Raw genomic sequence first — 21,735 nt, 5'->3', positions numbered from 1 at the left:
CCGGGGTTGGGCTCATCTGAAATGTATACGCAGCTCACGGTTATCGGATTAACTATGGCTTAACATTGTCTTATCTATTGTGATCCGGCACTGATTGGCAGAAAGGAGGTTTGCATGAGTGTGGAGCTGAAATGGGCGCTGTTGACCGCCTCGGGCGCGCTGGCGATGATCATGATTATCTGTCTGGCCTCTGTCGCGTTGGCGTGAATCACCACAATCCAGATAATACAAACCGGCCTGTTGGCCGGTTTTGTTTTTTGGGGCGGTGCGGCTATGCTGGCGCACCGGTGAGAATGCAAGAGAAGAGATGATGACCAAGGTTCGCCCACGCTCCCTGCTGCAGGTGGTATTGATGGGGTTTGTGCTGGTGTTGATGCCGCTGGGCGGCATGATCTGGCACAACAGCACCTCCCTTGCCCACCTCAGTCAGCTCACCAGCGACGAGATGGAACGGGCGGTCAAGGATACCCGCCGCGCCACCCTGCTGACGGCGCAAGCCATCGATATCGAACGCACTTTGCGCCGCTTCGCGGTGCTGGGGGATCGTCGTAGTCTCACCAGCTACCAGCAGCAACTCGACGGGTATCGGGTGTTGCTGGCGGAACACCGTAACTCCATCACCGACGGCCAGCTCTACAGCGGGCTCGATCAGGGGCTGGCCTGGCTCGATAGCCTGCAGGATGCCGCGCTGGCCCGGGCGGCGGCAGCGGGGGACAAGCTTGAGCAGTTCAACGATGCCAACAAGCAGCTCGAAATAGTCACCCGCAGCCGGGTTGACGAACACATGGATCGGGTGCAGCTCACCATCGCCGGACTGACCAGCGAGCTCTGGTGGGTGAGCGGAGCGGTGGCGGCACTCAGCCTGCTGATGGTCTTTATCTTCACCTACCTCATCATCCACCCGGTACGACAGATTGAGTCGCGCATCTTGAGTCTGGGTGCCGGGGTCGAACCCGATCCCAAGCCGGTTGACGGCCCTGCCGAGCTGGTATTGCTGGGGGAGCGGATCGTCTGGCTGCACGACAAACTCAAGGAGCTGGAGCTGCAGAAATACCAGTTTCTGCGCCATGTTTCCCACGAGCTCAAGACCCCGCTGGCGGTGCTGCGGGAGGGGACGGATCTGCTCTGCGAGCAGCTGGTCGGGCCTTTGACGGCGGATCAGCTGGAGATCTGCCAGATGCTCGATGAGAACAGTCGGCGTTTGCAGACCCTGATCGAGCGGCTGCTCGACTTCAACCGGCTCAGTCAGCAGGAGGCCTTCGAACTGGAGCCCGTCCCCCTGCTGCCGATGTTGTCGGAACTTTCTGCCGAGTACCGGCTGGCATTGGAGTCCAAGCAGATCCGTGTACACTTGCCGACCGTGCCGGTTACCCTGTGGGCGGAGCCCTACCGGCTACGACTGATCCTCGATAACCTCTTCTCCAACGCCGTCAGTTACGGCGCCAGCGGAGGCAATATCTGGATCAGGGCAGGGCAGGATGAACAGATAAGCTGGCTGGAAGTGGCCAACGAGGGGCCCAAGATCCCCGTGGCCGATCAGCAACGCATTTTTGAACCCTTCGAGCAAGGCAGCACAGTGCGGCAAGGTCTCTTGAAAGGCTCGGGCATGGGCCTCTCCATCGCCCGCGAGTCTGCCAACAGCCTGGGGGGGGAACTGGTTCTGGTAGAGGATGAACAGGCGGATGTCTGTTTCAGGTTGACGTTGAAATGAGGACTATGAAGATACAACGCGTATTTCCAGCTCTGATGGCAGGGCTGCTCGCGGGTTGCTCCTTGCTGCCGCAACAGGCACAGCGGGAGTCCTCCGACATCGCTTTTGCCAAGCGGATGGAGTTTGCCAACAAGGAGATGCAGGTGCGTCTGCAATACTCCGACTGGCTGCTGGCCAGTCACCCCCAGCAACGGGTGCAGGAGCGTCAGCGTTTGAAAGGGGCCGACGATCTGGAGAGCCGGGTCAGTCTGGCCATGGTGGACTCCCACCCCGCCGAATCTGTGGCCAATCGCACTGCCGGTCTGGCGCGCCTGAAGCAGATGTTGCCCGAACTGGGTCTCGATGCGCAGGCCTTTTTACGTAGCTGGATCGCCCTCGGCGAGCAGCTGCTGGCCCGCGACAGCCGTCGCGATGACCAGAGTCAGGAGATCCAGCGGCTGCGCCGCCAGATCGAGCAGCTGACCGCCATCGACGACCAGCTCAACCAGCGCAAGCTGAACGAGAATCGTGAGGTAATACCATGAGCCGGATCCTGTTGGTGGATGACGACGTCAGCTTGCTCAAACTGATGAGCATGCGGCTGCGCAGTCAGGGTTATGAAGTGGATACCGCCGACAGTGCGGAAGGGGCCCTCGACCGGTTGCGTCAGCAACGGGCCGATCTGGTGCTGAGCGATCTGCGGATGGCTGGCATGGACGGTCTGGCGCTGTTCGAGCGGATCCAGGCCCAGTGGCTGGGATTGCCGGTGATCATCATGACCGCCCACGGCACCATCCCGGACGCCATTCAGGCGACCCGCTCCGGGGTCTTCAGCTTTCTGACCAAACCCATCAACAAGGATGAGCTGTTCGCCACCATCGAACATGCGTTGAGTCTGACGCGGCCGAAACAGCAGCAGGAGTGGCAATCGCTGATCCTGACCCGTAATCCCCAGCTGGAACAGCTGCTGATCCAGGCTCACAGCATCGCCACCATGGAGGTGCCGGTGCTGATCATGGGGCCGTCAGGCTCCGGCAAGGGGGCGATGGCGCAGGCGCTGCATCAGGCCAGCCAGCGGCGCGACAAGCCGCTTCATACCATCAACTGTGCTGCCATTCCGTGGGCGTCACTCGACTTGCAGCTGTTTGGTGAAGATGGCCAGTCAGGGCTGTTCGAGCAAGCCAAGGGGGCGACCCTGTTTCTCGACGAGATTGGCAGCCTCTCCGAATCCCTGCAGGCCAAGCTGCTGCAGGTGATGGAGGAGTATGGTCAGGGCACGCCGGAGGTGAGGGTGCTTAGCTCCAGCCATCAGGATCTGGTCAAGGCGATGGAGGAGGGGCGCTTTCGGGAAGATCTCTTCTACCGTCTCAACGTCGCCAATATCACCTTGCCGTCTCTCAGTGCCCGCAGTGAGGATATCCCCCTGCTGGCCCGACAGGCGCTCGACGATTACCGCAGCCGCCACAGCGATTGCGCCGCCATGGGTTTTTCGCCCGAATCGCTGGCGATGCTGGCGGCCGCTGCCTGGCCTGGCAACGTGCGCCAGCTCTGCAACGTGGTGGAGCAGCTCGCCAGCCTCTGTTGCAGCCCGGTGATCGGGGTCTCCATGGTGGAGTCCGCCCTGAGTGGCGGCGGCGGCGGCATCCCCTCGTTCAACGAGGCGCGGGCCGAATTCGAGAAGGAGTATCTGATCCGTTTGCTGCGCACCACCGAGGGCAACGTGACCCTGGCGGCCAACATGGCGGGCAGAAACCGTACCGATTTTTACAAGTTATTGAATCGGCACGGTATCGAAGCTGCAAACTTCAAATCGAAGGGATAAATCAGGCGGGATCAACTACCGCCGGAGCGGCATCGGCTTTCTGGGTTTTATGGGAGAGCCAGAGGCCGCTCGCCTTCATCAGGTAACCGAACAAGGCGCCAATGATGAGGGAGGGCAGGATCAGCCGCCACTCGCCAGCCGCCCCGAAGGTGGCACAGCAACCGGCAAAGGTGCCGGGAATGTAGCCGAGCCACTGCTGCTTGGCCTGTACGCACATCAGGGTGGCGACCACCCCCGTCATCACATAACCCGCCACACCCGCTCCCCACAGACTGTCGCCATGGATCAGCAGCAGTGCCCACAGCATGCCGCTGGTGTTGCAGAAGATGGTCTGCAGCAGCGCCTTGTAGCCACCGCTTGACGCGAAATAGCTGGTACAGCCGAGAAAGCCGACCCAGGAGATAAGGCCGAACGCGACGGCAATCCAGCCCCAGACGGCGGAGAGAATTCCAGTGGTGATGGCGATGGCGATCAGTGGGCTCATGGGGCGACTCTTCAGTTGGCTTCGCAAAATGGGCAGCCTACCCCCGGCAATCGGGGCGGCAAGCGGGGGCAGAATTGTGTGTGATCTTCATCACCCTTTTCAACTCAGGAATACGCTTGCGCTCGCGAAAAAAATTCATTGGTGACCGACCTGACAGTCGGCCATAGTTAGAGGCCCTGTCCTGCTCATGGAGTGAGTCTGATGGCGCCAAATGTGATCGTTCCCCTGCTGGTGTTCGTAGTCCTGTTTCTGGTCGGCACCATGGCCAAGGCACTGCCCCTGCACCACATGATGTAAATTTGTGTGAAATAAAAATCTGCCGGGGCGGGTCTTATCCATAGTGCCTCACTCAGCCCCGGGAGTTTTTCATGTTGATCAAGCGTCGTACCGCCCACCCCCTCACCGAACAGGATGTCACCCCGGAAGCCGTCTATCAGGACCGCCGCCTTATTCTCAAAGGGCTGGGTCTGGGCGTGGCTACTCTGGCGTTTCCCACTCAGGCCGGAGTGCTCGACCTGCTGCGCGGTAAAGAGGATGCTCCCCAATTAGCCACCAGGCCGCTTAACAGCAAGCCTGCCGACCGCCCGGCCAATCTGGTGCTGACACCGGAAGAGAAGGCCACCAGTTACAACAACTTCTATGAGCTCGGCACCGACAAGTCCGACCCGGCTCGCAACGGCCATTACCTCAAGCCAGAACCCTGGACCCTCAAGGTGGAGGGGGAGGTGGCCAAGCCTTTTACCCTCGATGTGTGGGACCTCATCAACAAGAGCGAGCTGGAGGAGCGGATCTACCGACTGCGCTGCGTTGAAGCCTGGTCCATGGTACTGCCCTGGAACGGCATCTCGCTGGCAGAGATCATCCGCCGTGCCGAGCCCACCAGTCGCGCCAAGTTTGTTGCCTTCGAAACCCTGTTTGATCCGAAACAGCTGCCGGGTCAGGCCTCCAGTCTGGGGGGCGGTATAGAGTATCCCTACGTCGAAGGGCTGCGTATCGACGAGGCGATGCACCCTCTCTCTTTCCTTGCGATGGGGCTCTATGGCAAGACCCTGCCCGCCCAGAATGGCGCGCCGATCCGGCTGGTGGTGCCGTGGAAGTACGGCTTCAAGAGCATCAAGAGCATCGTCTCGATCCGGCTGGTGGAGGAGATGCCGCCGACCACCTGGAACCTGCTGGCTCCTAACGAATATGGCTTCTACGCCAACGTCAATCCGCAGGTGGATCACCCGCGCTGGAGTCAGGCCAGCGAGCGCTTTATTGGCGAGGGTGGAGTATTTGGTGCCAAGCGTCAGCCGACCCTGATGTTCAACGGCTATGGTGACGAAGTCGCCTCGCTCTATCAGGGGATGGATCTGCGCCAATGGTACTGAGATTGAAACCGGCCCATATCAGCGGCTTGCGGGCGCTGGTGCATCTGGGCTCCTTGGGTTTCCTGCTCTGGCTGGTTTTTGCCATTCCGGCTGGTCTGCTGGGGGGGGATCCGGTGCCCGAGCTTATCCACTACCTTGGCAAGGGGGCGCTCAATCTGCTGCTGCTCACCCTGCTGGTCTCGCCGCTGGCCAAGCGCTGGCGGCAGGGGCAGCTCATCAAGCTGCGCCGCCCCCTCGGGCTCTGGTGTTTTACCTGGGCGCTGCTCCACTTCATGGCGTGGCTGGGGCTGGATCTGCAGTTTGACTGGGGCCTGATTGGCGGCGAGCTGGTCAAGCGCAGCTATATCGTGGTGGGGATGGTGGCATTGCTGCTGCTGGCCGCCCTCAGCATCACTTCGCTGCCCGCATTGCAGCGCCGCATGGGCGCCGCATGGCAGAAGCTGCACAACTGGGTCTATGCCATCGCCTTGCTGGTGCCGGTGCATTACTGGTGGTCGCTCAAGAGTGGTTGGGGGGAGCCCCTCATCTACCTGCTGCTGGCATGCGCCCTGCTCTGGCCTAGGCGGGAGAAGCTGCTGCGCCCCATGCGGGGGCGCTGGAATGCAAAAGAGGCCTAATCGGCCTCTCGTTGTTTGATCTCGCCAGTGTAGGCATCGACGATGAGATGCACCTTCTGATCCTGGCGATTGAGGGTTTTGACCTCGAATTTGTCCCCTTCCAGCTCCACTTCCCGAATGTCGTGATACCCTTGCGCCAGCAACAGTTTGACCAGCCCGGCCATGTCGAGACGGCTCTGGGCCGCCCAGCTTGTGGCACTCAACAGGCAAAGGATCAGCAGGAAACTGCGCGGGATCATATTCATTCCGGATTCATGGCTGGCAGACTATAAACGCCATTATGTTAGGTTTTTGGAGATGAATCATCCATGAATAGAGCGCTCCCTCTGCTTGGGTTATTGCTGCCGGTGCTGGCACAGGCGGTCACGCCTGATGAAGCCATGCTGCAGCAAGCTGTCCATGAGGGACGGGTTCGGCCCTTCCATGAAATGATGGAGGTGGCGGCCAGATTGCCGGTGCGGGTGTTGCGGGTGGATCTGGGGGAAGAGGATGGTATCTGGCTCTATGAACTGCGAGTCATCGATCGGGAGAATAGCGTGATCAAGGTAGCCTATCGGGCCGACAACCTTGAGCTGGTGTGGGCCAAGGGCCACCATCTGGAGCGGTTGTTCGAACCGCCAAAGCCCCCGGTCGAGGATGATGAATAACCCCTGTGTGGAAGCCTGTTCATGCGAATTCTGATTGTTGAAGACGAAAAAATTCTGGCTGGCCAGCTGGCCGAACAGCTGCGCCTCTCCGGCTTTGTCACCGACCTCTGCCACGATGGCAACGAGGCCGGTTTCCTCGGTGAGACCGAACCCTATGACGCCATCATTCTCGACCTCGGCCTGCCGGGGCGCGATGGCCTGAGCGTGCTGAAAGAGTGGCGTAGCAAGGGGATCGATACCCCTGTACTGGTGCTGACCGCCCGTGGCCAGCTGCACGAGAAAATCGAGGGGCTCAACGCCGGTGCCGATGACTACCTTACCAAGCCGTTCCAGGTGGCCGAGCTGGTGGCGCGAGTCCATGCGCTGGTGCGCCGGGCGGCAGGCAACGCCAGCTCCATTCTGGAGATTGGTGGAGTGCGGCTCGACATGGCGGCGTCCCAGGTGTGGTACGAAGGGACTCCCATCAAACTGACCGCCCACGAGTTCAGGGTGCTGGGTTACCTGATGCAGCACAGGGGCAAGGTGGTGTCGCGTAGCGAGCTGATCGACCACATCTATGCTCAGGATTTCGACCGCGACTCCAATACCGTGGAGGTGTTCATCGGCCGGATCCGCAAGAAAACCAACCCCGATCTGATTGAAACAGTGCGCGGCCTCGGGTACCGGATCAACGAATGAGGCTGGTCAGAACCCTGCGGGGGCGACTGGTCGCCATCGCGCTGGTGTGGTGCGGGCTGTTTCTGTTCGCCACCGGTTTCAGTCTGCAGACCATGATGCGCAACTACTGGCAGGAGGCGGAGGCCGACGGCCTGCGCCTGCAGCTTTATGATCTGCTCTCCCGGCTGGAAGTGGCCAAAACCGGCCTGCCGGTGGTCACCGGCTCCCTCTCCGATCCGCGCTTCAATCAACCCTACTCCGGCTACTATTGGCAGCTGGAATTGGGCCGCGATGTGGTGGGGCGCTCCCGTTCCCTATGGGATACCAACCTGAAGAGCGATGGCCTCAAGTCGGCGTTTGGCGATCCCGACCTCTTCGTCGGCAAGGGGCCCAACAAGGAGCCGCTGCTGATCATGACCCGCACCGTGCTGCTGCCCGGTTCGGATCGGGTGTTCACTCTGGTGATGGCCAAGGACAGTAGCGCCCTGACCCAGACCCTCAACAAGACCCGCATCAGCCTGTTCCTCGGTCTCGGCTTTGCTGCCGCCGGTCTGGTGCTCGGCTTCATGTTCCAGATCGTCTACGGTTTGCGGCCGCTGCACCTGCTGCGCCGTGAACTGGGGCGGGTTCACGAGGGCCATCAGGAGGGGTTCCGGCTGCGCTATCCGCTGGAGATCCAGCCGCTGGTGGAGGATATCAACCGGCTGCTGCACCACTACGGCGAGCTGCTGCAGCGGGCGCGCTCCCACACCGGCAATCTGGCCCACGCCCTCAAGACGCCGCTCAGCATCATGCGCAATCAGGTGGCTCAATTGTCGCCGGAGGATCAGGCCTCCATCGGCGAGCAGCTCGACCAGATCCAGCGCCATATCGACTACCACCTCGGCAAGGCACGGGTGACCGGTGCCGCCAAGATCCTCGGGGTCTCGACCCCGGTGCGGGCGCGGGTGGAGTATATCTGCCGCGCCTTCTCCCGCCTCTATCCGGGCAAAACGGTGGATCTGCAGGTGCCCGCCAATCTGGCGGTCGGGGTGGAAGAGCAGGATTTCGACGAGATGGTAGGCAACCTGCTGGAGAATGCCTTCAAGTGGTCTGCCAGCGAGCTGCGCATCTCCAGCGCCGAGCTGGGGGGCTGGATCACCTTGCGTATCGAGGATGACGGCCCCGGCATGAGCGAAGATCAGATCGCCAAGGCGGTGCTGCGCGGGGTGCGGCTCGACGAGAAGGTGCCGGGCTCGGGCCTGGGTCTCAACATCGTCTCCGATCTGGCGGAAGCCTATCGGGGCAGTTTCATCATGGGCCGCGCCGAACTGGGAGGTCTGGCCGCCTCACTCTCGTTGCCCAAGGTGGCAAGAGTCGAGAGCTAGGCATAACATATGGCATTTGTTTTAGCCTGAGGAAGAGAAGCATGACCGACGATCCGTGGGCACTGTGTCACCTTGACGATTCGTTTGATGCCTCTGTGCTGGGGGTCAAGGGCGCCCAGATCCAGTGGTTTGAAGACAGGGATGGCCTGATCGCGTTCCTTCTGGAAGATTTTGTCGACCTGCTGGCCGATGTGGGCGAGCTGGATGAAGAGCAGACCGAGCAGGCGCGCGAGCGCTTCACCCTGCTGGTGGAGCAGAGCTTCGACGATCGCACCCTGATGGATGCCATCAACGATCTCGCCTCCGGCCTGCGCCGCATCGCCTGGTTGGGGCCGCTCTCGGAGCTGGCCGAGATCAGCGACGAGTTTGCCTCCGGCCTGCGTCGCTATTTCTGGAGCCAGTACGACGGGGATGAAGATGACCCGGACGCCTGGGTGCCGGAAGAGCTGTGGCCGCAGCTGGTTGAATGCGCGCAGGAGTATATGGAGGAAGGGGAGTTCTAAACCCGTTCCGACCATGCCTGAGCTTTGGCAGACGGATAAAGAAACGGCGCCTTGATGGCGCCGTTTTTATTGGGTGGTAATCGCCTTAGCCGTTGGCCGGTACCGCGTGGGCGGTGTTGGCCAGCACCGGGCCTGTGTACTTCTCGATCTGCAGCTGGGCCATGTGGCCGCAGTTGCCCTGCGCCAGATTGGACGAGCCCTCGTCGAAGGTGAGGCAGTTGACGTTGCCGTTCTTGCAGATGCTGCCCGCTTCGCCCGGCTTGGCCGGGTCATACCAGGCCCCTTCGCAGATCCGCACCACCCCTTGGCGCACATCTTCGGAGAGCAGGGCGCCCACCAGGATCTGGCCGCGTTCGTTGAAGGCGCGCACCAGATCCCCCTGGGCGATGCCACGAGCCTTGGCGTCGGCGGGATGGATCATGATTGCTTCGCGGTCGGCGATGGCGAACTTGTCCCGCAGCGGGGTGTTGTCGAGCTGGGAGTGCAGCCGCTGGGTCGGATGCGAAGTGTTGAGCGACAGCGGATAGCGCGCCGCCACCTCGCTCTGCACCCACTCCTTGGGCTCATACCACTTGGGATGACCGGCGCAGTCGGCATAACCCATCCCGGCTACCGTGTTGGAGAAGATCTCGATCTTGCCGGACGGGGTGCCGAGCGGATTGAGCAGCGGATTCTCGCGAAAATCGGCGTGACGGATCCACTGCCGGTTGGCCTCGGGGATCGGGAAGCGGATGTAATTGTTGGATTCCCAGAACATGTTGAACGGCGGCAGCGCGACGCGGGCGCCGCGGGCCTGCGCCGCCATGCCGTCATACATCTGCTTGAGCCACAGCATCTCGTCCTTCCCTTCGGTGTACTGCTCCTGCACGCCCAGCTTGGCGGCGATGGCGCTGAAGATGTCGAAGTCGTTGCGGGCTTCAAACTGGGGCGGGACGCACTGGTGCATCGGGAACACATAGCGCTGGGAGTAGTCGCCGCCCATCTCCAGATCATTGCGCTCGTAGCTGGTGGTGACCGGCAGCACGATATCGGCGTGTTTGGCGGTGGCGGTCCAGTAGGGCTCGTGAACGATCACGGTCTGCGGCTTGCGCCACGCTTGCAGCAGGTTGTTGGTGTCCTGATGGTGGTGGAAGGGGTTGCCGCCCGCCACGTAGACCAGCTTGATGTCCGGATAGGTCACCTTGCGGCCGTTGAAGTCGATGGTCTTGCCCGGGTTGGCGAGACAGTCGGCGATGCGGGCCACCGGGATCGGTGCCGGGCTGTTCTTCGGCGCGTTGCCGGCGGAGATACCCGCCAGAATGCCGCCCTTGGCGGTGGGGCTGCCACCGGAGGAGTAGTGGTAGCTGAAGCCGTAGCCGCCGCCCGGCAGGCCGATCTGGCCCAGCATGGAGGCCAGAGTGACCAGCATCCAGTTCGGCTGTTCGCCGTGCTGCTGACGCTGCATCCCCCAACCGGCCATGATCATGGTGCGCTTGGCGGCCATGTCGAGAGCCAGCTGGCGGATCACCTTGGCATCGACGCCGCAGACTGTGCTCGCCCATTCGGCGCTCTTCGGTTGGCCGTCATCCTTGCCGAGCAGGTAGTTCAGGAACTTGTCGAAGCCGACGGTATAGCGATCGAGGAAAGCCTGATCGTGCTTCTTCTCGCTGTAGAGGGTGTGGGCCACACCCAGCATCATGGCCACGTCGGTGTAGGCGTTCGGGGCAATCCACTCGGCGCCGACCAGCTTGGCGGTCTCGTTGTAGATGGGATCGATGCTGATGACGCGGGTGCCCTTCTCTTTCAGCGCCATGAAACCGGCCTGACCTTCGTGGTCCGGTATGTTCCAGCTGTTCTTCAGGGTGACCTGAGCGTTGACCCCCCACAGCACCACCAGTTCGGCGTTCTCCACCACGTTGGGCCAGGCGGTCTGCTGCTCGTACACCTCGATGGAGCCCATCACATGGGACATGATCACCTGAGCCGCACCGGTGGAGTAGTCACCGGCATAACCGGTGAAACCGCCGGAGAGGTTCATCAGGCGGTGCAGCAGGGTACGGCTGTTGTGGAACATGCCGACGCTCTTCCAGCCATAGGAACCGGCGTGGATCGCCTGCGGACCGAAGTCACTCTGCACGCGCTGGATCTCGCCGGCCACCAGTTCGATCGCCTTGTCCCAGCTCACTCGCACCCACTCGTCGGCACCGCGTAGCTCGGGTTTGGCGCCCGGGCCGTGCTCCAGCCAACTCTTGCGTACCATGGGGTATTTGATGCGGTTCTTGGCGTGCACCTGGAACGGCGCCATGTCGATGAGATCGTTTGGCGCCGGATCATCGGCCACCGGCTGAACGCGCACCATGCGGCCATCTTCGACGATCGCCTCGAAAGCACCCCAGTGGGCGCCGGTCAGAATGCCCTTCTGGGCGGGCACCAGGGTCGGGAACTGACTCAATGCGGTGCTGATGGCTTGCGCCAGCGCACTCTTGGGAAAAATGCCGCCGAGCAGGGGCAGGGCTGCGCAGGCGCCGAGCCCCTTGAGCAGGTTGCGGCGGGACAGATTGGTCTTCTTGTCATTGAAAAAAGTCATAACGGTTTTCCTCTGTGCCAGCCTTAGTGGGCCGCGCTCATGTCACTGGCGTGTTTCTGGACATACTGGGTCAACATGCGAGCCTGTTCCGGGGTCAGGGAGGTACGAGATTCCATCCCCTTGATGACGCCGATCCACTGGTTGGCATTAAAGTGATCCAGCGCGGTGAGGCCGTGGCAGCCGGTGCAGTTGTTGGACATCAGGGTGGAGGCGTATTGCCACAGCTTGCCCTGATCGCCGATAAGCTGGCTCTGGTCGACCCAGGCGGTCAGCTTGACCTGATGCCAGGTGAGGTTGGTGGCGCTGTCGGTTTCGCTCTGGCCGGTGACCAGCGCTTTCTTGGCGGCATCGCCGACCAGTACGCTGAGGATCCGTTTGCCCGGTGCGGCGTAGAACACTTCGCTCACACCATCCTGTTGCCAGCCTTCGATCTGCACCTTGGCGCGGCCGTTTTCGTTGGCTAGCACTTCCACCTTGGTCGAAGGCATCAGGGTTCCTTCGTCGGTCTTGGCGGCGGCATCGAGGAACAGCGGGGTGGTGGCGATGGCGTAACGGGTGGTGACGTTGGCCGGGGTCTGGGCCGCAGCCTGCGCCAGCTCGCTGGCACCGGCGGCAGCCAGGCCGCTCATGTCAGGCATGATGTGGGCGACACCGCGGTGGCAGTCGATACAGGTCTGGCCTTCCTTGATGGCGACCGGGTGCTCGGCACGGGCATTGGGGCGCTGGGCCAGAATGTCCATCGCCTCGTAGCTGTGGCAGCTGCGGCAGGTAGCGGAGTCGTTGGCTTTCAGCTCGTCCCAGACGGACTGGGCCATCCGCAGCTTGTGGGCTTCATACTTTTCCGGGGTATCCAGCGTGCCGATCGCCTCGTGATAGATATCCTTCACGGCACGGATCTTGGTCCACAGGTAGGAGGTGGGGTCGCCCGGGATGTGGCAGTCGGCGCACTCGGCGCGGATCCCCTTGGTGTTCTGGAAGTGGACACTGCCCTGATACTCGGCGAGCGGAGTCTGCATGGAGTGGCAGGAGACGCAGAATTCGGTGGAGCTGGTCTTGTGCAGCACTGTCACGGTGACACCCAGTGCCGCGACACCCAGCAGGGCCCCGAGCAGCAGGAGCCAGAACCAGGTTTTTCTTATCAGTTTTCCAATCATGGCGGCGTTTTCCTACGGTCAATAATTACCTACATAGTACTAGTCCAATAGTAGTAGTAATGACAGGGATAAGGCGTTGACCTCCATCATGGTTTATATTTTTGATTGTTGTCACATTTTGTCTTTTGTTTTGTTATTGATTTGATTATCGAATTAAATTCATTCTTTTTCTGTTTTATCTATTTGTGCACTTTCCGCGACAGCTGTTAGCCCCCTCGCAAAACCCCACAAGATTCGCTGATATAGTGAGCAGTGAGCCTCAACGGAGTGTCGCTGATGAGCCCTTTCTCGCTGCTGTGTGTCGCCGCCAACGTGCAACTGCTGGCCGAATTCGAACAGGAGTTGGCTCCGCTGCTCGGCCATTTCGCGCTGGTGGTGGTGGTCGGTCAGGGGTCGGCTGAGCTGGCCTTGGACGAGCTGGATAGCAAGGGGCAGCCACCCGCCGTAGTGGTGTGTGACAGCGAGCTGGGGGATGGGCGAGGGGCCGATTTTCTGATCCGCCTCGGCAGTCGTCACGAGGCGTGCCGCAAGATCCTGCTGGGCAGCCAGCCGGAAATGAAATCGATCATCGAGGCGGTGAACCTCGGTCGTCTCGACTACTACCTGCAACGCCCCTGGCGCGATGGCAGCCTGCGCCGGGCGGTGATCGAGCAGGCGAGCCACTTTGTATTGCAACGTCCCGATGCGGATCTGCTGAGCTATGCCGCCGTGCTCGACAACCAGAAGCTGCTGCGAGCCCACGTCGATCGCCAGTTGGCTGCCTATCGGCAGGGCTTTATGGATTACACCCACTGCAGCGATGAAGAACTCTCCCGGGTGGTGATCGACGGCCTCTATCAGTTTTTCGAGGGTAATGACGAGGAGCGGGTCTGCCGCCACTACAGTCCGGGCCATGTGCTGACCCGCGAGGGGGAGCCCAACAGCTTCCTCTGGTTTATCGCCAAGGGGGAGGTGGTGCTGCGCAAGCGGGACGAGCAGGGGGTCGATCAGGAGGTGGTGCACTACCGTACCGGCTCGCTGGTGGGGGGAATGTCCTTCGTGACTGGCGAACCCGCCTTCACCACCGGGGTGACTCTGACCGGTGCCGAGGTGATCAAGCTCGACAAGCTGCAATTCTCCCGGGTGATGCAGGCGCGCAGCGAACTGCTCCCCTCCTTTACCAACCTGCTGCTGCGCCACTTCAACCGCCGTCTGCAAAACAGCATCCGCACCGAGATGCGGCTGCAACAGACCCTCAACTCCCTCGATGCTGCTCACGCCCAGCTGGTGGAGAGCGAAAAGATGGCGATGCTGGGTCAGCTGGTGGCCGGTGTAGCCCACGAGCTGAACAACCCGGTGGCGGCCATTATCCGTGGCAGCGAGACCCTGCGGGCCGCCATCCCTGACCTGGTCAATCTCGAACTGCCTGCCCCCATCAAGGGTCTGGGCAACCAGACCCTCTGTCAGGCGCTCTCCTCCCAGCCGGTCTCGACCCGCGAGATCCGTGACAAGACCCGGCAGGCAGAGGGGCGCTTTGGTGATCGCCAGCAGGCGCGGCTGGCGGTGCAGATGAATCTGGATGACGAGCTTAACTGGCAGCGCTGGTTTGCCAGCCGCACTGCCGACGAGCGGGAGGCGCTGCTCTCCCGGCTGGAGCTGTTCCAGCAGACCGGCAGCTTCCTGCGCAACATCGAGGTGTGTGCCCGTCGCATCGGCGATCTGGTCAAGAGCCTCAAGCAGTATGCCCGGCAGGATCGGGACGAGCCCTCGCTGGTAGACCTGCACGAGGGGCTGGAAGATACCCTGATGATTTTCGAAAACCGCCTCAAGCATCATGAGCTCTGCAAGGAGTACCAGCCGTTGCCGCTGGTGCGCTGTCACCCTATCGCCCTGCAACAGGTGTGGACCAACCTGATCGCCAACAGTCTGGATGCCATGAGCGGCCCGGGGCGGCTCACCATCCGCACCGGATTGCTGGATCCCGAGTGGGTCATGGTAGAGATCGAGGATAGCGGTTGCGGCATCGAGCCCGAACTGTGGCAGCGGATCTTCGATCTCAACTTCACCACCAAGCGGGAGGGACATTTCGGCCTCGGGATTGGTCTGAGCGTTTCGCTGCAGATAGTGCAGCAGCACCACGGCCGGATCGAGGTGGCCTCCGAGCCGGGCCGTTACACCCGGATGCGGGTCTGTCTGCCGCTGGACGGCATGGGGCAGGCCGGTTACGGGGGCGAACCTCATCACAACAAGGAGCATGCGGCCTGAGCCGTGGCCAGCATCAATCGCGCGGCGTGCCAAACCATGTCGCCAAGGAGGAGCAATGAACAAACACTATCTGATCCTTTGTGTGGACGATGAGCGGGAGGTGCTGGATGCGGTGATCCACGATCTCGCCCCGTTCCGTTCCCACTTCGAACTGGAAGCCGCCGAGAGCGTCGATGAGGCGCGTGCGGTGGTGGAGGAGTGGGAGCGCGACGGCAACAAGCTGGCGCTGATCCTTTGTGACCACATCATGCCGGGAACCCTGGGGGTCGATTTTCTGGTAGAGCTGAACCGGCGAGCCTCCACCCGGGCCAGCCGCAAATTGCTGCTGACCGGACAAGCCGGGCTGGAGGCCACCGTTGAAGCGGTCAATCGCGGCGGGTTGCACTACTACCTTGCCAAGCCGTGGAAGCTGGAGACCCTGCAAGAGGCGGTGCGCGAACAGCTGACCGACTACCTGCTGGCGGAAGATGGCGAAAATGCCTTCCACTATGCGCCGCTGCTCAATCAGGCGCGGCTGTTTGCCGCCATCCACGATCACCCGTTTGACGAATAGGGGCAGTTGGGCTTTCGCGGTGGCAGTTGTATACTGTCTGCATATACAGTATTGCAGGTAGCCACCGATGCGACTCTTTATCGCCGAGAAGCCCACGCTGGGCCGCGCCATTGCCGATGCCCTGCCCAAGCCCCACAAGAAGGGCGACGGTTTTATCGAAACAGCCCAGGGGGATGTGGTCACCTGGTGCATCGGCCATCTGCTGGAGCAGGCCGAGCCCGATGCCTATGACGCCGCCTTCAAGCAGTGGCGGATGGATCATCTCCCCATCATCCCCGCCCAGTGGCAGTTGGTGGCCAAGCCCAAGACCAAAACCCAGCTCACCGTCATCAAGCGGCTGATCAAGCAGGCGGACTGCGTGGTCAACGCCGGTGACCCGGACAGGGAAGGGCAACTGCTGGTGGATGAGGTGATCGACTTTCTCGGCTACCCGAAATCCAAGCCGGTGCAGCGCTGCCTCATCAGCGATCTCAACCCGCCCGCGGTGCGCCGCGCCCTCGACAAGCTCAGAGACAACAAGGAGTTCGTGCCGCTGGCGGTCTCGGCGCTGGCCCGCAGTCGGGCCGACTGGCTCTACGGTATCAACATGACCCGCGCCTACACCCTGCTCGGGCGTAAGGCGGGTTGCAGCGAGCTGCTCTCGGTTGGTCGGGTGCAGACCCCGCTGCTCGGGCTGGTGGTGCGGCGGGATCTCGAGATCGAGGCCTTCGTCCCCAAACCCTTCTACGAGGTGCTGGCCCATCTGCTGACCGATAGCAACGAGCGCTTCATCGCCAAGTGGCTGCCATCGGAAGCCTGCCTACCGTGGCAGGATGAGGAGGGGCGGGTGCTCAACCGGGCGCTGGCCGACAAGGTGGTGAGCCGGATCAACGGCCAGAGCGCACAGGTTGAATCGGTGGAGGAGCAGGCCCGCAAGCAGGCGGCGCCGCTGCCCTACAACCTCTCCAGCCTGCAGATCGATGCCGCCAAGCGCTTCGGCATGGATGCCAAGCGGGTGCTCGACATCTGCCAGAGCCTCTACGAGCGTCACAAGCTCATCACCTACCCGCGCTCCGATAGCCGCTATCTGCCGACCGACCACTTCAAGCGGGCCGAGCAGGTGCGCGGCGCCATCGCTGCCACTGCTCCTGCGCTGGCCAAGGCGGTTGCCGAGGCGGACGGCAAGATCCGCAGCAAGGCGTGGAACGACAGCAAGGTGGATGCCCACCACGCCATCATCCCCACCGAAAAGCAGGGCAACCCCGCCACGCTGGGGGCCGACGAGGCGAAGCTCTATGGCCTGATTGCCCGACAGTATCTGCTGCAGTTCTATCCCCCGTTCGAATACAACGACAGCAAGGTGCTGCTGCGTATCGCCGGTGGTCTGTTTCAGGCCAAGGCGCGGCGCATTCTCAAAGCGGGCTGGAAGGCGCTGCTCGGGGTGGAGGAGGATGACGACGAAGAGAAGGCGGGCACGCTACCCGCGCTGAAGGAGGGCGAACAACTGTTCTGCGAGCGGGGCGAACTGCAGGAGAAAATGACCCAGCCGCCCAAGTCGTTCACCGATGCCACCCTGCTGGCGGCCATGACCGGCATCGCCCGCTATGTGCAGGATCCCGAGATCCGCAAGACCCTGCGCGACACCGATGGTCTCGGCACAGAAGCGACCCGGGCAGGCATTATCGACCTGCTGTTCAAGCGCCGCTTTCTGGTGCGTCAGGGCAAGAGCATCAAGGCGACCCCGACCGGGCGGGCGCTGGTGCAGGCGCTGCCTGCTACTGCCACCACGCCGGATATGACGGCGCTGTGGGAGCAGAGCCTCGGCCAGATCGCCGAGCGCCACGGCAGCTACCAGCAGTTTATGGGGCCGCTCACCGAGCAGCTCAACGGCCTGATCGAGGGGGCGCGGCAGGACTCCGGCGCCAGCTTCAGCGCCCTGCCCAAGGAGGCGCCGGGTGCCGGCAAGCGGCGTTTTACCAGGCGCAAGAGTCCGGCGGCCAGCACGACTGGCGGGCCCCGACCGCGCAAGACGGCCAGCAAGCGCCAGACCAGGGCGGCATAACGAAAAAAGGCGCCCATCCCGGGCGCCAAAGGCATTGTTGTCAGGCTGCCTGAGTGGACAAGCTGGCACGGATCCTGTGCTGGTAGTGCAGCACCACACCGAGAAACACCAGATCCTTGAACAGGAAGAACTCGGTGACTGGCACGCCGTCAACCATCTTCCAGACACCTGTCAGAGTCAGCAGGAAGCTCAGCGTCGCCAGGAAGGTGACGATAGCCCCCATGCTGCACCAGTAACCGATGCGAGGTTGCCACAGACCCACGACCAGCCCGATGGCGATCACTATCTCGACCACCCCGATCAGGTTCGATACGCTCTGTTCCGACAGGGGGCCATAGAGCCAGCTCATCAAGGGGTGGCTGGCTACCAGTGGTTTGATGGCGGCTGCCTCTGTCGGGGTAAACTTGAAGACGCCGATCCAGAGCAGGGTCAATACCACGCCCGCCAGGGCGACCAGAAAGCCTTTGTCATGTTGCTGCATGGGGGGCTCCTTGTTTAAGGGGTCAGAGTGACGGGCGGGAAGTCGATCTCGGTCGCCGCCAGGTGGTTGCCATAGTTGGTCAGGGTATTGACCACCACCTGGCCGAGCACCTCCAGCAGCAGCTCGTCATCTACGCCTGCGGCACGGGCGCTAGCAAGCTGCTCGTCACTGATCACCCCGCGCTGGTTGACCAGTGCCGTTGCCAGTTGCAGCAGGGCGTGATCAAGGGGAGCCGAGGCCTGGCCGAGCCGGGCTGCCCGGATCTCCTGGGCCGAGAATCCGGCCTTGCCCGCCAGTAGTGTGTGGGCAGACAAACAGTATTGGCAGGCGTTGGCTTGACCTATGGCCAGTGCCAGCAACTCCCGTTGTGGGGCAGTGAGACGCCCCTTGCCAAGCGCCTCGGCAAAGGCCAGGAAGCCATTGAGCAGGGCTGGCGAGTGGGCCAGGGTGGCGTAGAGGTTGGGCACCATACCCAGATTGCGTTGCAGGGTGGCCAGGGTCTGGGCGGCTGCGGGTTGCGGTTGGGATACGGGTTGGATACGGCTCATGATCTTCTCCTGTGGTAGTGAAGGTACGGGAGACAGTGTGCCGTCATTCGTGATACGGTTTATCACTCATCGTCTGCAAATAAATATTATTCGTCTCAAATATGGATCCGCTCTCTGCCCTGTTGGTTCATGCCTCCCCCGAAGCCAGGATCTTCTTCGCCGGCAACCTTTGCCAGAACTCCTCCAGTGATGAGTATCCGAGTGGCGGACATCTTCATCTGCTGCGCAGCGGTGCCGTCATGCTGCGTGAAGAGGGGGGAACCAGCTTGCTGCTCGAGGAGCCGACCCTGATCCTGTTCCCTCGGGGACGTCCTCACAAGCTTGAACCCAGAACGCTGGGGGGTTGTGATTTGGTGTGCGCCAATGTCGCATTCGGCAAGGGGGGCGCATCGCCGTTGCAACTGGCATTACCGAGCTCGCTGGTGCTGCCGCTACGTGAGTTGCCTGTCCTGAAGCCGGTGCTGAGTCAGCTGTTTGACGAGGCGTTTCACCCCCGCTACGGGCAGGATCCGCTGATCTCCCGCTTGCTGGAGGTACTGTTGATCCTGCTGCTGCGTCATCTGGTCGAGCAAGGGGTGTGTCAGCAGGGGATGCTGGCAGGCATTTCCGATCCCCAGTTGGCCAAGGCGATCTCGGTGATGCATCAGCGTGGGGATGAACCCTGGACGGTGGCCACGCTGGCGCGGGAGGCCGGCATGTCGCGGGCCCGCTTTGCCGCGAGGTTTCAGGAGCGGGTTGGTCAAGCGCCGCTGGGTTATCTGACCCGCTGGCGCATGGCGCGCGCCTGCCAGCAGCTGCTGGCGGGGGAGCCCATGGTGCAGGTGGCGCTGGGGGCGGGGTACAGCAGCAGTGTTGCCTTTGGTCGGGCATTCGAGCGGGAGCTGGGGGTGAGCCCGGGGCGCTGGCTCAAGGCGCAGCAACAAGCCGAATAAAAAACGGGGCAGCCAGTGGCTGCCCCGTGTTCATAACCGGTCAGCCGGTATAGACGTTCTCTTCCGGATAACGGATGCGGGTCTCGACCGGGCGGGCCAGCATAAAGGCCAGGGTCAGAGGGCCGAGACGGCCGCAGATCATCACCAGTACCAGGATCAGCTTGCCCGGCTCGCTCAGGGAGGCGGTGATGCCGGTAGAGAGGCCGACGGTGGCAAATGCCGAGATGGTCTCGAACATGATTTTGTCGAACGGCAGATCCTCGGTCACCATCAGCAGGAACATCGCCAGCATCAGCACCATGGTGCTGACGATGATGATAGCCAGCGAGCGGGTCACGGTCTGGGGCGACAGAGTGCGGCCAAAAGCGGTGACATGGGGCCGTTTGGTCAGAAACGCCTTGGTCGCCAGCAGCACGACCGCGAAGGTGGTCACCTTGATACCGCCACCGGTCGAGGTGGCACCGGCACCGATAAACATCAGCATCATCAGGAACAGCAGCGCCGCCGGGGTCATCAGCCCGATATCTATGGTATTGAAACCGGCGGTACGGGCGCTGGCAGACTGGAAGAAGGCAGCCAGCAGCTGGCCACCGACACCGGCCTTGCCGAGGGTGCCCAGGTTGTTGTGTTCCAGCAGCCAGAACATCAGGGTACCGGCCAGCAGCAGCGCCGGGGTCATCAGCAGCATCAGCTTGCTGTGCAGCTTCAGCTTGCGCCAGCGGCGGTTGCGCACCAGATCGACGATGACGGTAAAGCCGATCCCCCCCAGGATCAGCAGACCGGCGATGGTCAGGCTGATGATGGGGTCGTCCCTATAGTCCATCAGGTTGTTGGCAAACAGCGAAAACCCGGCGTTGTTGAAGGCCGATACTGCGTGGAAGAAGCTGACATAGAGGCCGTGCACCCACCCCATCTCGGGCACCCAGCGGATCGCCATGATGCCGGTGCCGATCAGCTGGGCAATAAAGGCGAACAGCACGATCCGTTTGACCAGCTGAATGATGTTGACCGAGCCTTCCTGTCCCAGCGCCTCCTTGGCCAGCACCTGTTGGCGCAGACCGACCCGCTTGCTGAAGATGGCGATCAGCAGCAGGGTCATGGTCATCTGGCCCAGACCGCCGATCTCCATCAGCATCAACAGAAAAATCTGCCCCTGCAGGGTGAAGGCGGTGCCTGTATCCACCACGCCAAGACCTGTCACGCTGATGGCCGAGGTGGCGGTAAACAGGGCGTTGACGAAGGTAACCTCGCCATTGTGGCTGGAGGGTTGCACCAGAAAGATGGTGCCAATCAGCAGAATGATCAGAAAGCTGCCGAGGATCAGCCGGGCTTCGCTCCAGCGAGAGTCCTGCTCCCGATGGAGGGCGAAGGCGTAGCTGCTGCGCCAGTTGATCATAGGGTTTCAAGCCAGTGGTCGATGGCGTGCTTGTTGCCCGCCAGGATCAGGATGTCGCCCAGTTGCAGCTCCATCTTGCCGGTCAGCACGTTGTGCAGCACATCACCACGCTTGATGGCGAGCAGTTGGAAATCGCTCTGTTGCAGCAGGTGGAAGTCGCCTAGTTCCCGGCCGTTCTGTTGCAGGCCGATCACGAACTCGGTCAGCACCATGTCGTGGCCCAGCTCCAGATAGTCGAACAGCCGGTTGTCCAGCATGCTCTGGGCGACCCGGCGGCCCATGTCCCACTCCGGGTTGATCACCTTGTCGGCGCCCACTTTCTGCAGGATCTTGGCGTGGAACTTGTCGCGCGCCTTGACCCACACCTTCTTCACGCCTGCCTCTTTCAAGACGAGGGTGGTGAGGATGCTGGTCTCCAGGTTGTCACCGATGGCAACGAAGACGATATCGAAATTGGCCAGTCCCAGCTCGGCCACGGTGGCCTCATCGGTGGCATCCGCCACGATAACGTGATTGCAGAGGGCGGCGATTTGCCGGGTCTTGCTCTCGTCGATATCGATGGCCAGTACTTCGGCATCTTGCCGTTGCAGCTCTTCGCACAGGGCGCTGCCAAACAGGCCCAGGCCGATGACGGCAAACTGGTTGTTCATGAGTTATTCCTCA

22 protein-coding genes are annotated in these 21,735 nt (G+C 61.9%); 14 read left to right on the top strand and 8 right to left on the bottom strand.

All coding sequences use genetic code 11. The features are described 5' to 3' along the window. Positions 1–114 precede the first annotated feature (114 nt). The 4 genes from cydH to ACTG20_RS00225 all read left to right on the top strand — a co-directional run bounded on the left by cydH (position 115) and on the right by ACTG20_RS00225 (position 3,512). Positions 115–207, top strand: a complete 93-nt coding sequence (cydH, locus tag ACTG20_RS00240; RefSeq protein ID WP_005339800.1) for a cytochrome bd-I oxidase subunit CydH — start codon at positions 115–117, stop codon at positions 205–207. A gap of 103 nt (positions 208–310) precedes the next feature. Continuing rightward, positions 311–1,711, top strand: coding sequence for a sensor histidine kinase (locus ACTG20_RS00235; protein WP_194494754.1), 1,401 nt, complete (start codon positions 311–313; stop codon positions 1,709–1,711). A 5-nt stretch (positions 1,712–1,716) separates the two neighbouring features. Beyond that, positions 1,717–2,235: a hypothetical protein gene (locus ACTG20_RS00230; RefSeq protein ID WP_040070048.1), complete on the top strand. Its 519-nt coding sequence runs from the start codon at positions 1,717–1,719 to the stop codon at positions 2,233–2,235. After that, a complete protein-coding gene (locus ACTG20_RS00225; RefSeq protein WP_005339807.1) occupies positions 2,232–3,512 on the top strand; it encodes a sigma 54-interacting transcriptional regulator in 1,281 nt (426 codons plus the stop codon). The genes ACTG20_RS00230 and ACTG20_RS00225 overlap by 4 nt, the downstream gene beginning before the upstream one ends. A 1-nt stretch (position 3,513) precedes the next feature. On the opposite strand, the gene ACTG20_RS00220 is transcribed toward ACTG20_RS00225, so the two are convergent. Continuing rightward, positions 3,514–3,996 (bottom strand): DUF1097 domain-containing protein, encoded by a 483-nt coding sequence (locus tag ACTG20_RS00220; protein ID WP_005339809.1) that lies wholly within the window; start codon positions 3,994–3,996, stop codon positions 3,514–3,516. A gap of 368 nt (positions 3,997–4,364) precedes the next feature. On the opposite strand from ACTG20_RS00220, the gene msrP reads away from it, so the two are divergent. Then, positions 4,365–5,366 carry a protein-methionine-sulfoxide reductase catalytic subunit MsrP gene (msrP, locus tag ACTG20_RS00215; protein WP_193860831.1) on the top strand — a complete coding sequence of 334 codons (1,002 nt, stop codon included), beginning with the start codon at positions 4,365–4,367 and terminating at the stop codon, positions 5,364–5,366. After that, a complete protein-coding gene (msrQ, locus tag ACTG20_RS00210) occupies positions 5,357–5,983 on the top strand; it encodes a protein-methionine-sulfoxide reductase heme-binding subunit MsrQ (protein WP_194494705.1) in 627 nt (208 codons plus the stop codon). The genes msrP and msrQ overlap by 10 nt, the downstream gene beginning before the upstream one ends. Here the strand turns inward: msrQ and ACTG20_RS00205 are convergent. After that, complete coding sequence (locus tag ACTG20_RS00205) at positions 5,980–6,228, bottom strand: PepSY domain-containing protein (protein ID WP_041202391.1); 249 nt, start codon at positions 6,226–6,228, stop codon at positions 5,980–5,982. The two genes, msrQ and ACTG20_RS00205, sit on opposite strands and share 4 nt — an antisense overlap. A 63-nt stretch (positions 6,229–6,291) precedes the next feature. Here ACTG20_RS00205 and ACTG20_RS00200 point away from each other — a divergent pair, with 63 nt between their 5' ends. The 4 genes from ACTG20_RS00200 to ACTG20_RS00185 are packed head-to-tail and all read left to right on the top strand — an operon-like array spanning position 6,292 to position 9,157. Continuing rightward, positions 6,292–6,630, top strand: coding sequence for a PepSY domain-containing protein (locus ACTG20_RS00200; RefSeq protein ID WP_194494704.1), 339 nt, complete (start codon positions 6,292–6,294; stop codon positions 6,628–6,630). Positions 6,631–6,651: 21 nt separating this feature from the next. Beyond that, the gene (locus tag ACTG20_RS00195; protein WP_005339826.1) at positions 6,652–7,308 is read left to right on the top strand and encodes a response regulator transcription factor; all 657 of its coding nucleotides are present in this window, start codon (positions 6,652–6,654) and stop codon (positions 7,306–7,308) included. Continuing rightward, positions 7,305–8,654: a sensor histidine kinase gene (locus ACTG20_RS00190; RefSeq protein ID WP_021231455.1), complete on the top strand. Its 1,350-nt coding sequence runs from the start codon at positions 7,305–7,307 to the stop codon at positions 8,652–8,654. Before ACTG20_RS00195 ends, ACTG20_RS00190 begins: the two co-directional genes overlap by 4 nt. 41 nt (positions 8,655–8,695) lie before the next feature. Next, complete coding sequence (locus ACTG20_RS00185) at positions 8,696–9,157, top strand: hypothetical protein (protein WP_005339830.1); 462 nt, start codon at positions 8,696–8,698, stop codon at positions 9,155–9,157. An 85-nt stretch (positions 9,158–9,242) separates the two neighbouring features. Here the strand turns inward: ACTG20_RS00185 and torA are convergent, their stop codons facing one another. Further along, on the bottom strand, positions 9,243–11,723 hold the full coding sequence (gene torA, locus ACTG20_RS00180; protein WP_439987402.1) for a trimethylamine-N-oxide reductase TorA: 2,481 nt from the start codon (positions 11,721–11,723) through the stop codon (positions 9,243–9,245). Positions 11,724–11,746: 23 nt separating this feature from the next. Continuing rightward, the gene (locus ACTG20_RS00175) at positions 11,747–12,877 is read right to left on the bottom strand and encodes a NapC/NirT family cytochrome c (RefSeq protein WP_005339847.1); all 1,131 of its coding nucleotides are present in this window, start codon (positions 12,875–12,877) and stop codon (positions 11,747–11,749) included. 276 nt (positions 12,878–13,153) lie between these two features. Here ACTG20_RS00175 and ACTG20_RS00170 point away from each other — a divergent pair, with 276 nt between their 5' ends. The 3 genes from ACTG20_RS00170 (at position 13,154) to ACTG20_RS00160 (ending at position 17,715) form a co-directional block, all read left to right on the top strand. Then, positions 13,154–15,121: an ATP-binding protein gene (locus ACTG20_RS00170; protein ID WP_439987400.1), complete on the top strand. Its 1,968-nt coding sequence runs from the start codon at positions 13,154–13,156 to the stop codon at positions 15,119–15,121. 55 nt (positions 15,122–15,176) lie between these two features. After that, complete coding sequence (locus ACTG20_RS00165) at positions 15,177–15,674, top strand: response regulator (RefSeq protein ID WP_005341867.1); 498 nt, start codon at positions 15,177–15,179, stop codon at positions 15,672–15,674. Positions 15,675–15,741: 67 nt separating this feature from the next. Beyond that, positions 15,742–17,715, top strand: a complete 1,974-nt coding sequence (locus ACTG20_RS00160) for a DNA topoisomerase III (RefSeq protein WP_194494700.1) — start codon at positions 15,742–15,744, stop codon at positions 17,713–17,715. A 40-nt stretch (positions 17,716–17,755) separates the two neighbouring features. Here ACTG20_RS00160 and ACTG20_RS00155 read toward each other — a convergent pair whose 3' ends face one another. Together ACTG20_RS00155 and ACTG20_RS00150 are read right to left on the bottom strand one after the other, a co-directional pair. Then, on the bottom strand, positions 17,756–18,196 hold the full coding sequence (locus ACTG20_RS00155; protein ID WP_005357613.1) for a DUF417 family protein: 441 nt from the start codon (positions 18,194–18,196) through the stop codon (positions 17,756–17,758). 14 nt (positions 18,197–18,210) lie between these two features. Further along, entirely contained in the window at positions 18,211–18,744 is a 534-nt protein-coding gene (locus ACTG20_RS00150; protein WP_043823097.1) for a carboxymuconolactone decarboxylase family protein, read from the bottom strand. Between the two features lie 101 nt (positions 18,745–18,845). On the opposite strand from ACTG20_RS00150, the gene ACTG20_RS00145 reads away from it, so the two are divergent. Next, positions 18,846–19,676 carry an AraC family transcriptional regulator gene (locus ACTG20_RS00145; protein WP_194494699.1) on the top strand — a complete coding sequence of 277 codons (831 nt, stop codon included), beginning with the start codon at positions 18,846–18,848 and terminating at the stop codon, positions 19,674–19,676. Positions 19,677–19,716: 40 nt separating this feature from the next. Here the strand turns inward: ACTG20_RS00145 and ACTG20_RS00140 are convergent, their stop codons facing one another. Together ACTG20_RS00140 and ACTG20_RS00135 are read right to left on the bottom strand one after the other, a co-directional pair. Then, positions 19,717–21,072 carry a TrkH family potassium uptake protein gene (locus tag ACTG20_RS00140; RefSeq protein ID WP_194494698.1) on the bottom strand — a complete coding sequence of 452 codons (1,356 nt, stop codon included), beginning with the start codon at positions 21,070–21,072 and terminating at the stop codon, positions 19,717–19,719. Then, positions 21,069–21,722 (bottom strand): potassium channel family protein, encoded by a 654-nt coding sequence (locus ACTG20_RS00135; protein ID WP_005339863.1) that lies wholly within the window; start codon positions 21,720–21,722, stop codon positions 21,069–21,071. Before ACTG20_RS00135 ends, ACTG20_RS00140 begins: the two co-directional genes overlap by 4 nt. Positions 21,723–21,735: the final 13 nt, after the last annotated feature.

Origin of the sequence: Aeromonas sp. 84A (assembly GCF_051919345.1) — a bacterium.
Lineage (GTDB): Bacteria > Pseudomonadota > Gammaproteobacteria > Enterobacterales > Aeromonadaceae > Aeromonas > Aeromonas veronii.
Note: the sequence above shows the minus strand (reverse complement) of the source record. Positions and strands in the feature narration are given on the sequence as shown.

Bases quoted from the DNA above. Each gene is read 5' to 3' on its own strand.
- ACTG20_RS00200 (WP_194494704.1), top strand. From the start codon at position 6,292: ATGAATAGAGCGCTCCCTCTGCTTGGGTTATTGCTGCCGGTGCTGGCA.
- msrP (WP_193860831.1), top strand. From the start codon at position 4,365: ATGTTGATCAAGCGTCGTACCGCCCACCCCCTCACCGAACAGGATGTC.
- ACTG20_RS00230 (WP_040070048.1), top strand. From the start codon at position 1,717: ATGAAGATACAACGCGTATTTCCAGCTCTGATGGCAGGGCTGCTCGCG.
- cydH (WP_005339800.1), top strand. From the start codon at position 115: ATGAGTGTGGAGCTGAAATGGGCGCTGTTGACCGCCTCGGGCGCGCTG.
- ACTG20_RS00145 (WP_194494699.1), top strand. From the start codon at position 18,846: ATGGATCCGCTCTCTGCCCTGTTGGTTCATGCCTCCCCCGAAGCCAGG.
- ACTG20_RS00160 (WP_194494700.1), top strand. From the start codon at position 15,742: ATGCGACTCTTTATCGCCGAGAAGCCCACGCTGGGCCGCGCCATTGCC.
- ACTG20_RS00165 (WP_005341867.1), top strand. From the start codon at position 15,177: ATGAACAAACACTATCTGATCCTTTGTGTGGACGATGAGCGGGAGGTG.
- ACTG20_RS00220 (WP_005339809.1), bottom strand. From the start codon at position 3,996: ATGAGCCCACTGATCGCCATCGCCATCACCACTGGAATTCTCTCCGCC.
- ACTG20_RS00155 (WP_005357613.1), bottom strand. From the start codon at position 18,196: ATGCAGCAACATGACAAAGGCTTTCTGGTCGCCCTGGCGGGCGTGGTA.
- ACTG20_RS00205 (WP_041202391.1), bottom strand. From the start codon at position 6,228: ATGAATATGATCCCGCGCAGTTTCCTGCTGATCCTTTGCCTGTTGAGT.
- ACTG20_RS00175 (WP_005339847.1), bottom strand. From the start codon at position 12,877: ATGATTGGAAAACTGATAAGAAAAACCTGGTTCTGGCTCCTGCTGCTC.
- ACTG20_RS00225 (WP_005339807.1), top strand. From the start codon at position 2,232: ATGAGCCGGATCCTGTTGGTGGATGACGACGTCAGCTTGCTCAAACTG.
- ACTG20_RS00140 (WP_194494698.1), bottom strand. From the start codon at position 21,072: ATGATCAACTGGCGCAGCAGCTACGCCTTCGCCCTCCATCGGGAGCAG.
- ACTG20_RS00190 (WP_021231455.1), top strand. From the start codon at position 7,305: ATGAGGCTGGTCAGAACCCTGCGGGGGCGACTGGTCGCCATCGCGCTG.
- ACTG20_RS00235 (WP_194494754.1), top strand. From the start codon at position 311: ATGACCAAGGTTCGCCCACGCTCCCTGCTGCAGGTGGTATTGATGGGG.
- msrQ (WP_194494705.1), top strand. From the start codon at position 5,357: ATGGTACTGAGATTGAAACCGGCCCATATCAGCGGCTTGCGGGCGCTG.
- ACTG20_RS00170 (WP_439987400.1), top strand. From the start codon at position 13,154: ATGAGCCCTTTCTCGCTGCTGTGTGTCGCCGCCAACGTGCAACTGCTG.
- ACTG20_RS00195 (WP_005339826.1), top strand. From the start codon at position 6,652: ATGCGAATTCTGATTGTTGAAGACGAAAAAATTCTGGCTGGCCAGCTG.
- ACTG20_RS00185 (WP_005339830.1), top strand. From the start codon at position 8,696: ATGACCGACGATCCGTGGGCACTGTGTCACCTTGACGATTCGTTTGAT.
- ACTG20_RS00150 (WP_043823097.1), bottom strand. From the start codon at position 18,744: ATGAGCCGTATCCAACCCGTATCCCAACCGCAACCCGCAGCCGCCCAG.
- torA (WP_439987402.1), bottom strand. From the start codon at position 11,723: ATGACTTTTTTCAATGACAAGAAGACCAATCTGTCCCGCCGCAACCTG.
- ACTG20_RS00135 (WP_005339863.1), bottom strand. From the start codon at position 21,722: ATGAACAACCAGTTTGCCGTCATCGGCCTGGGCCTGTTTGGCAGCGCC.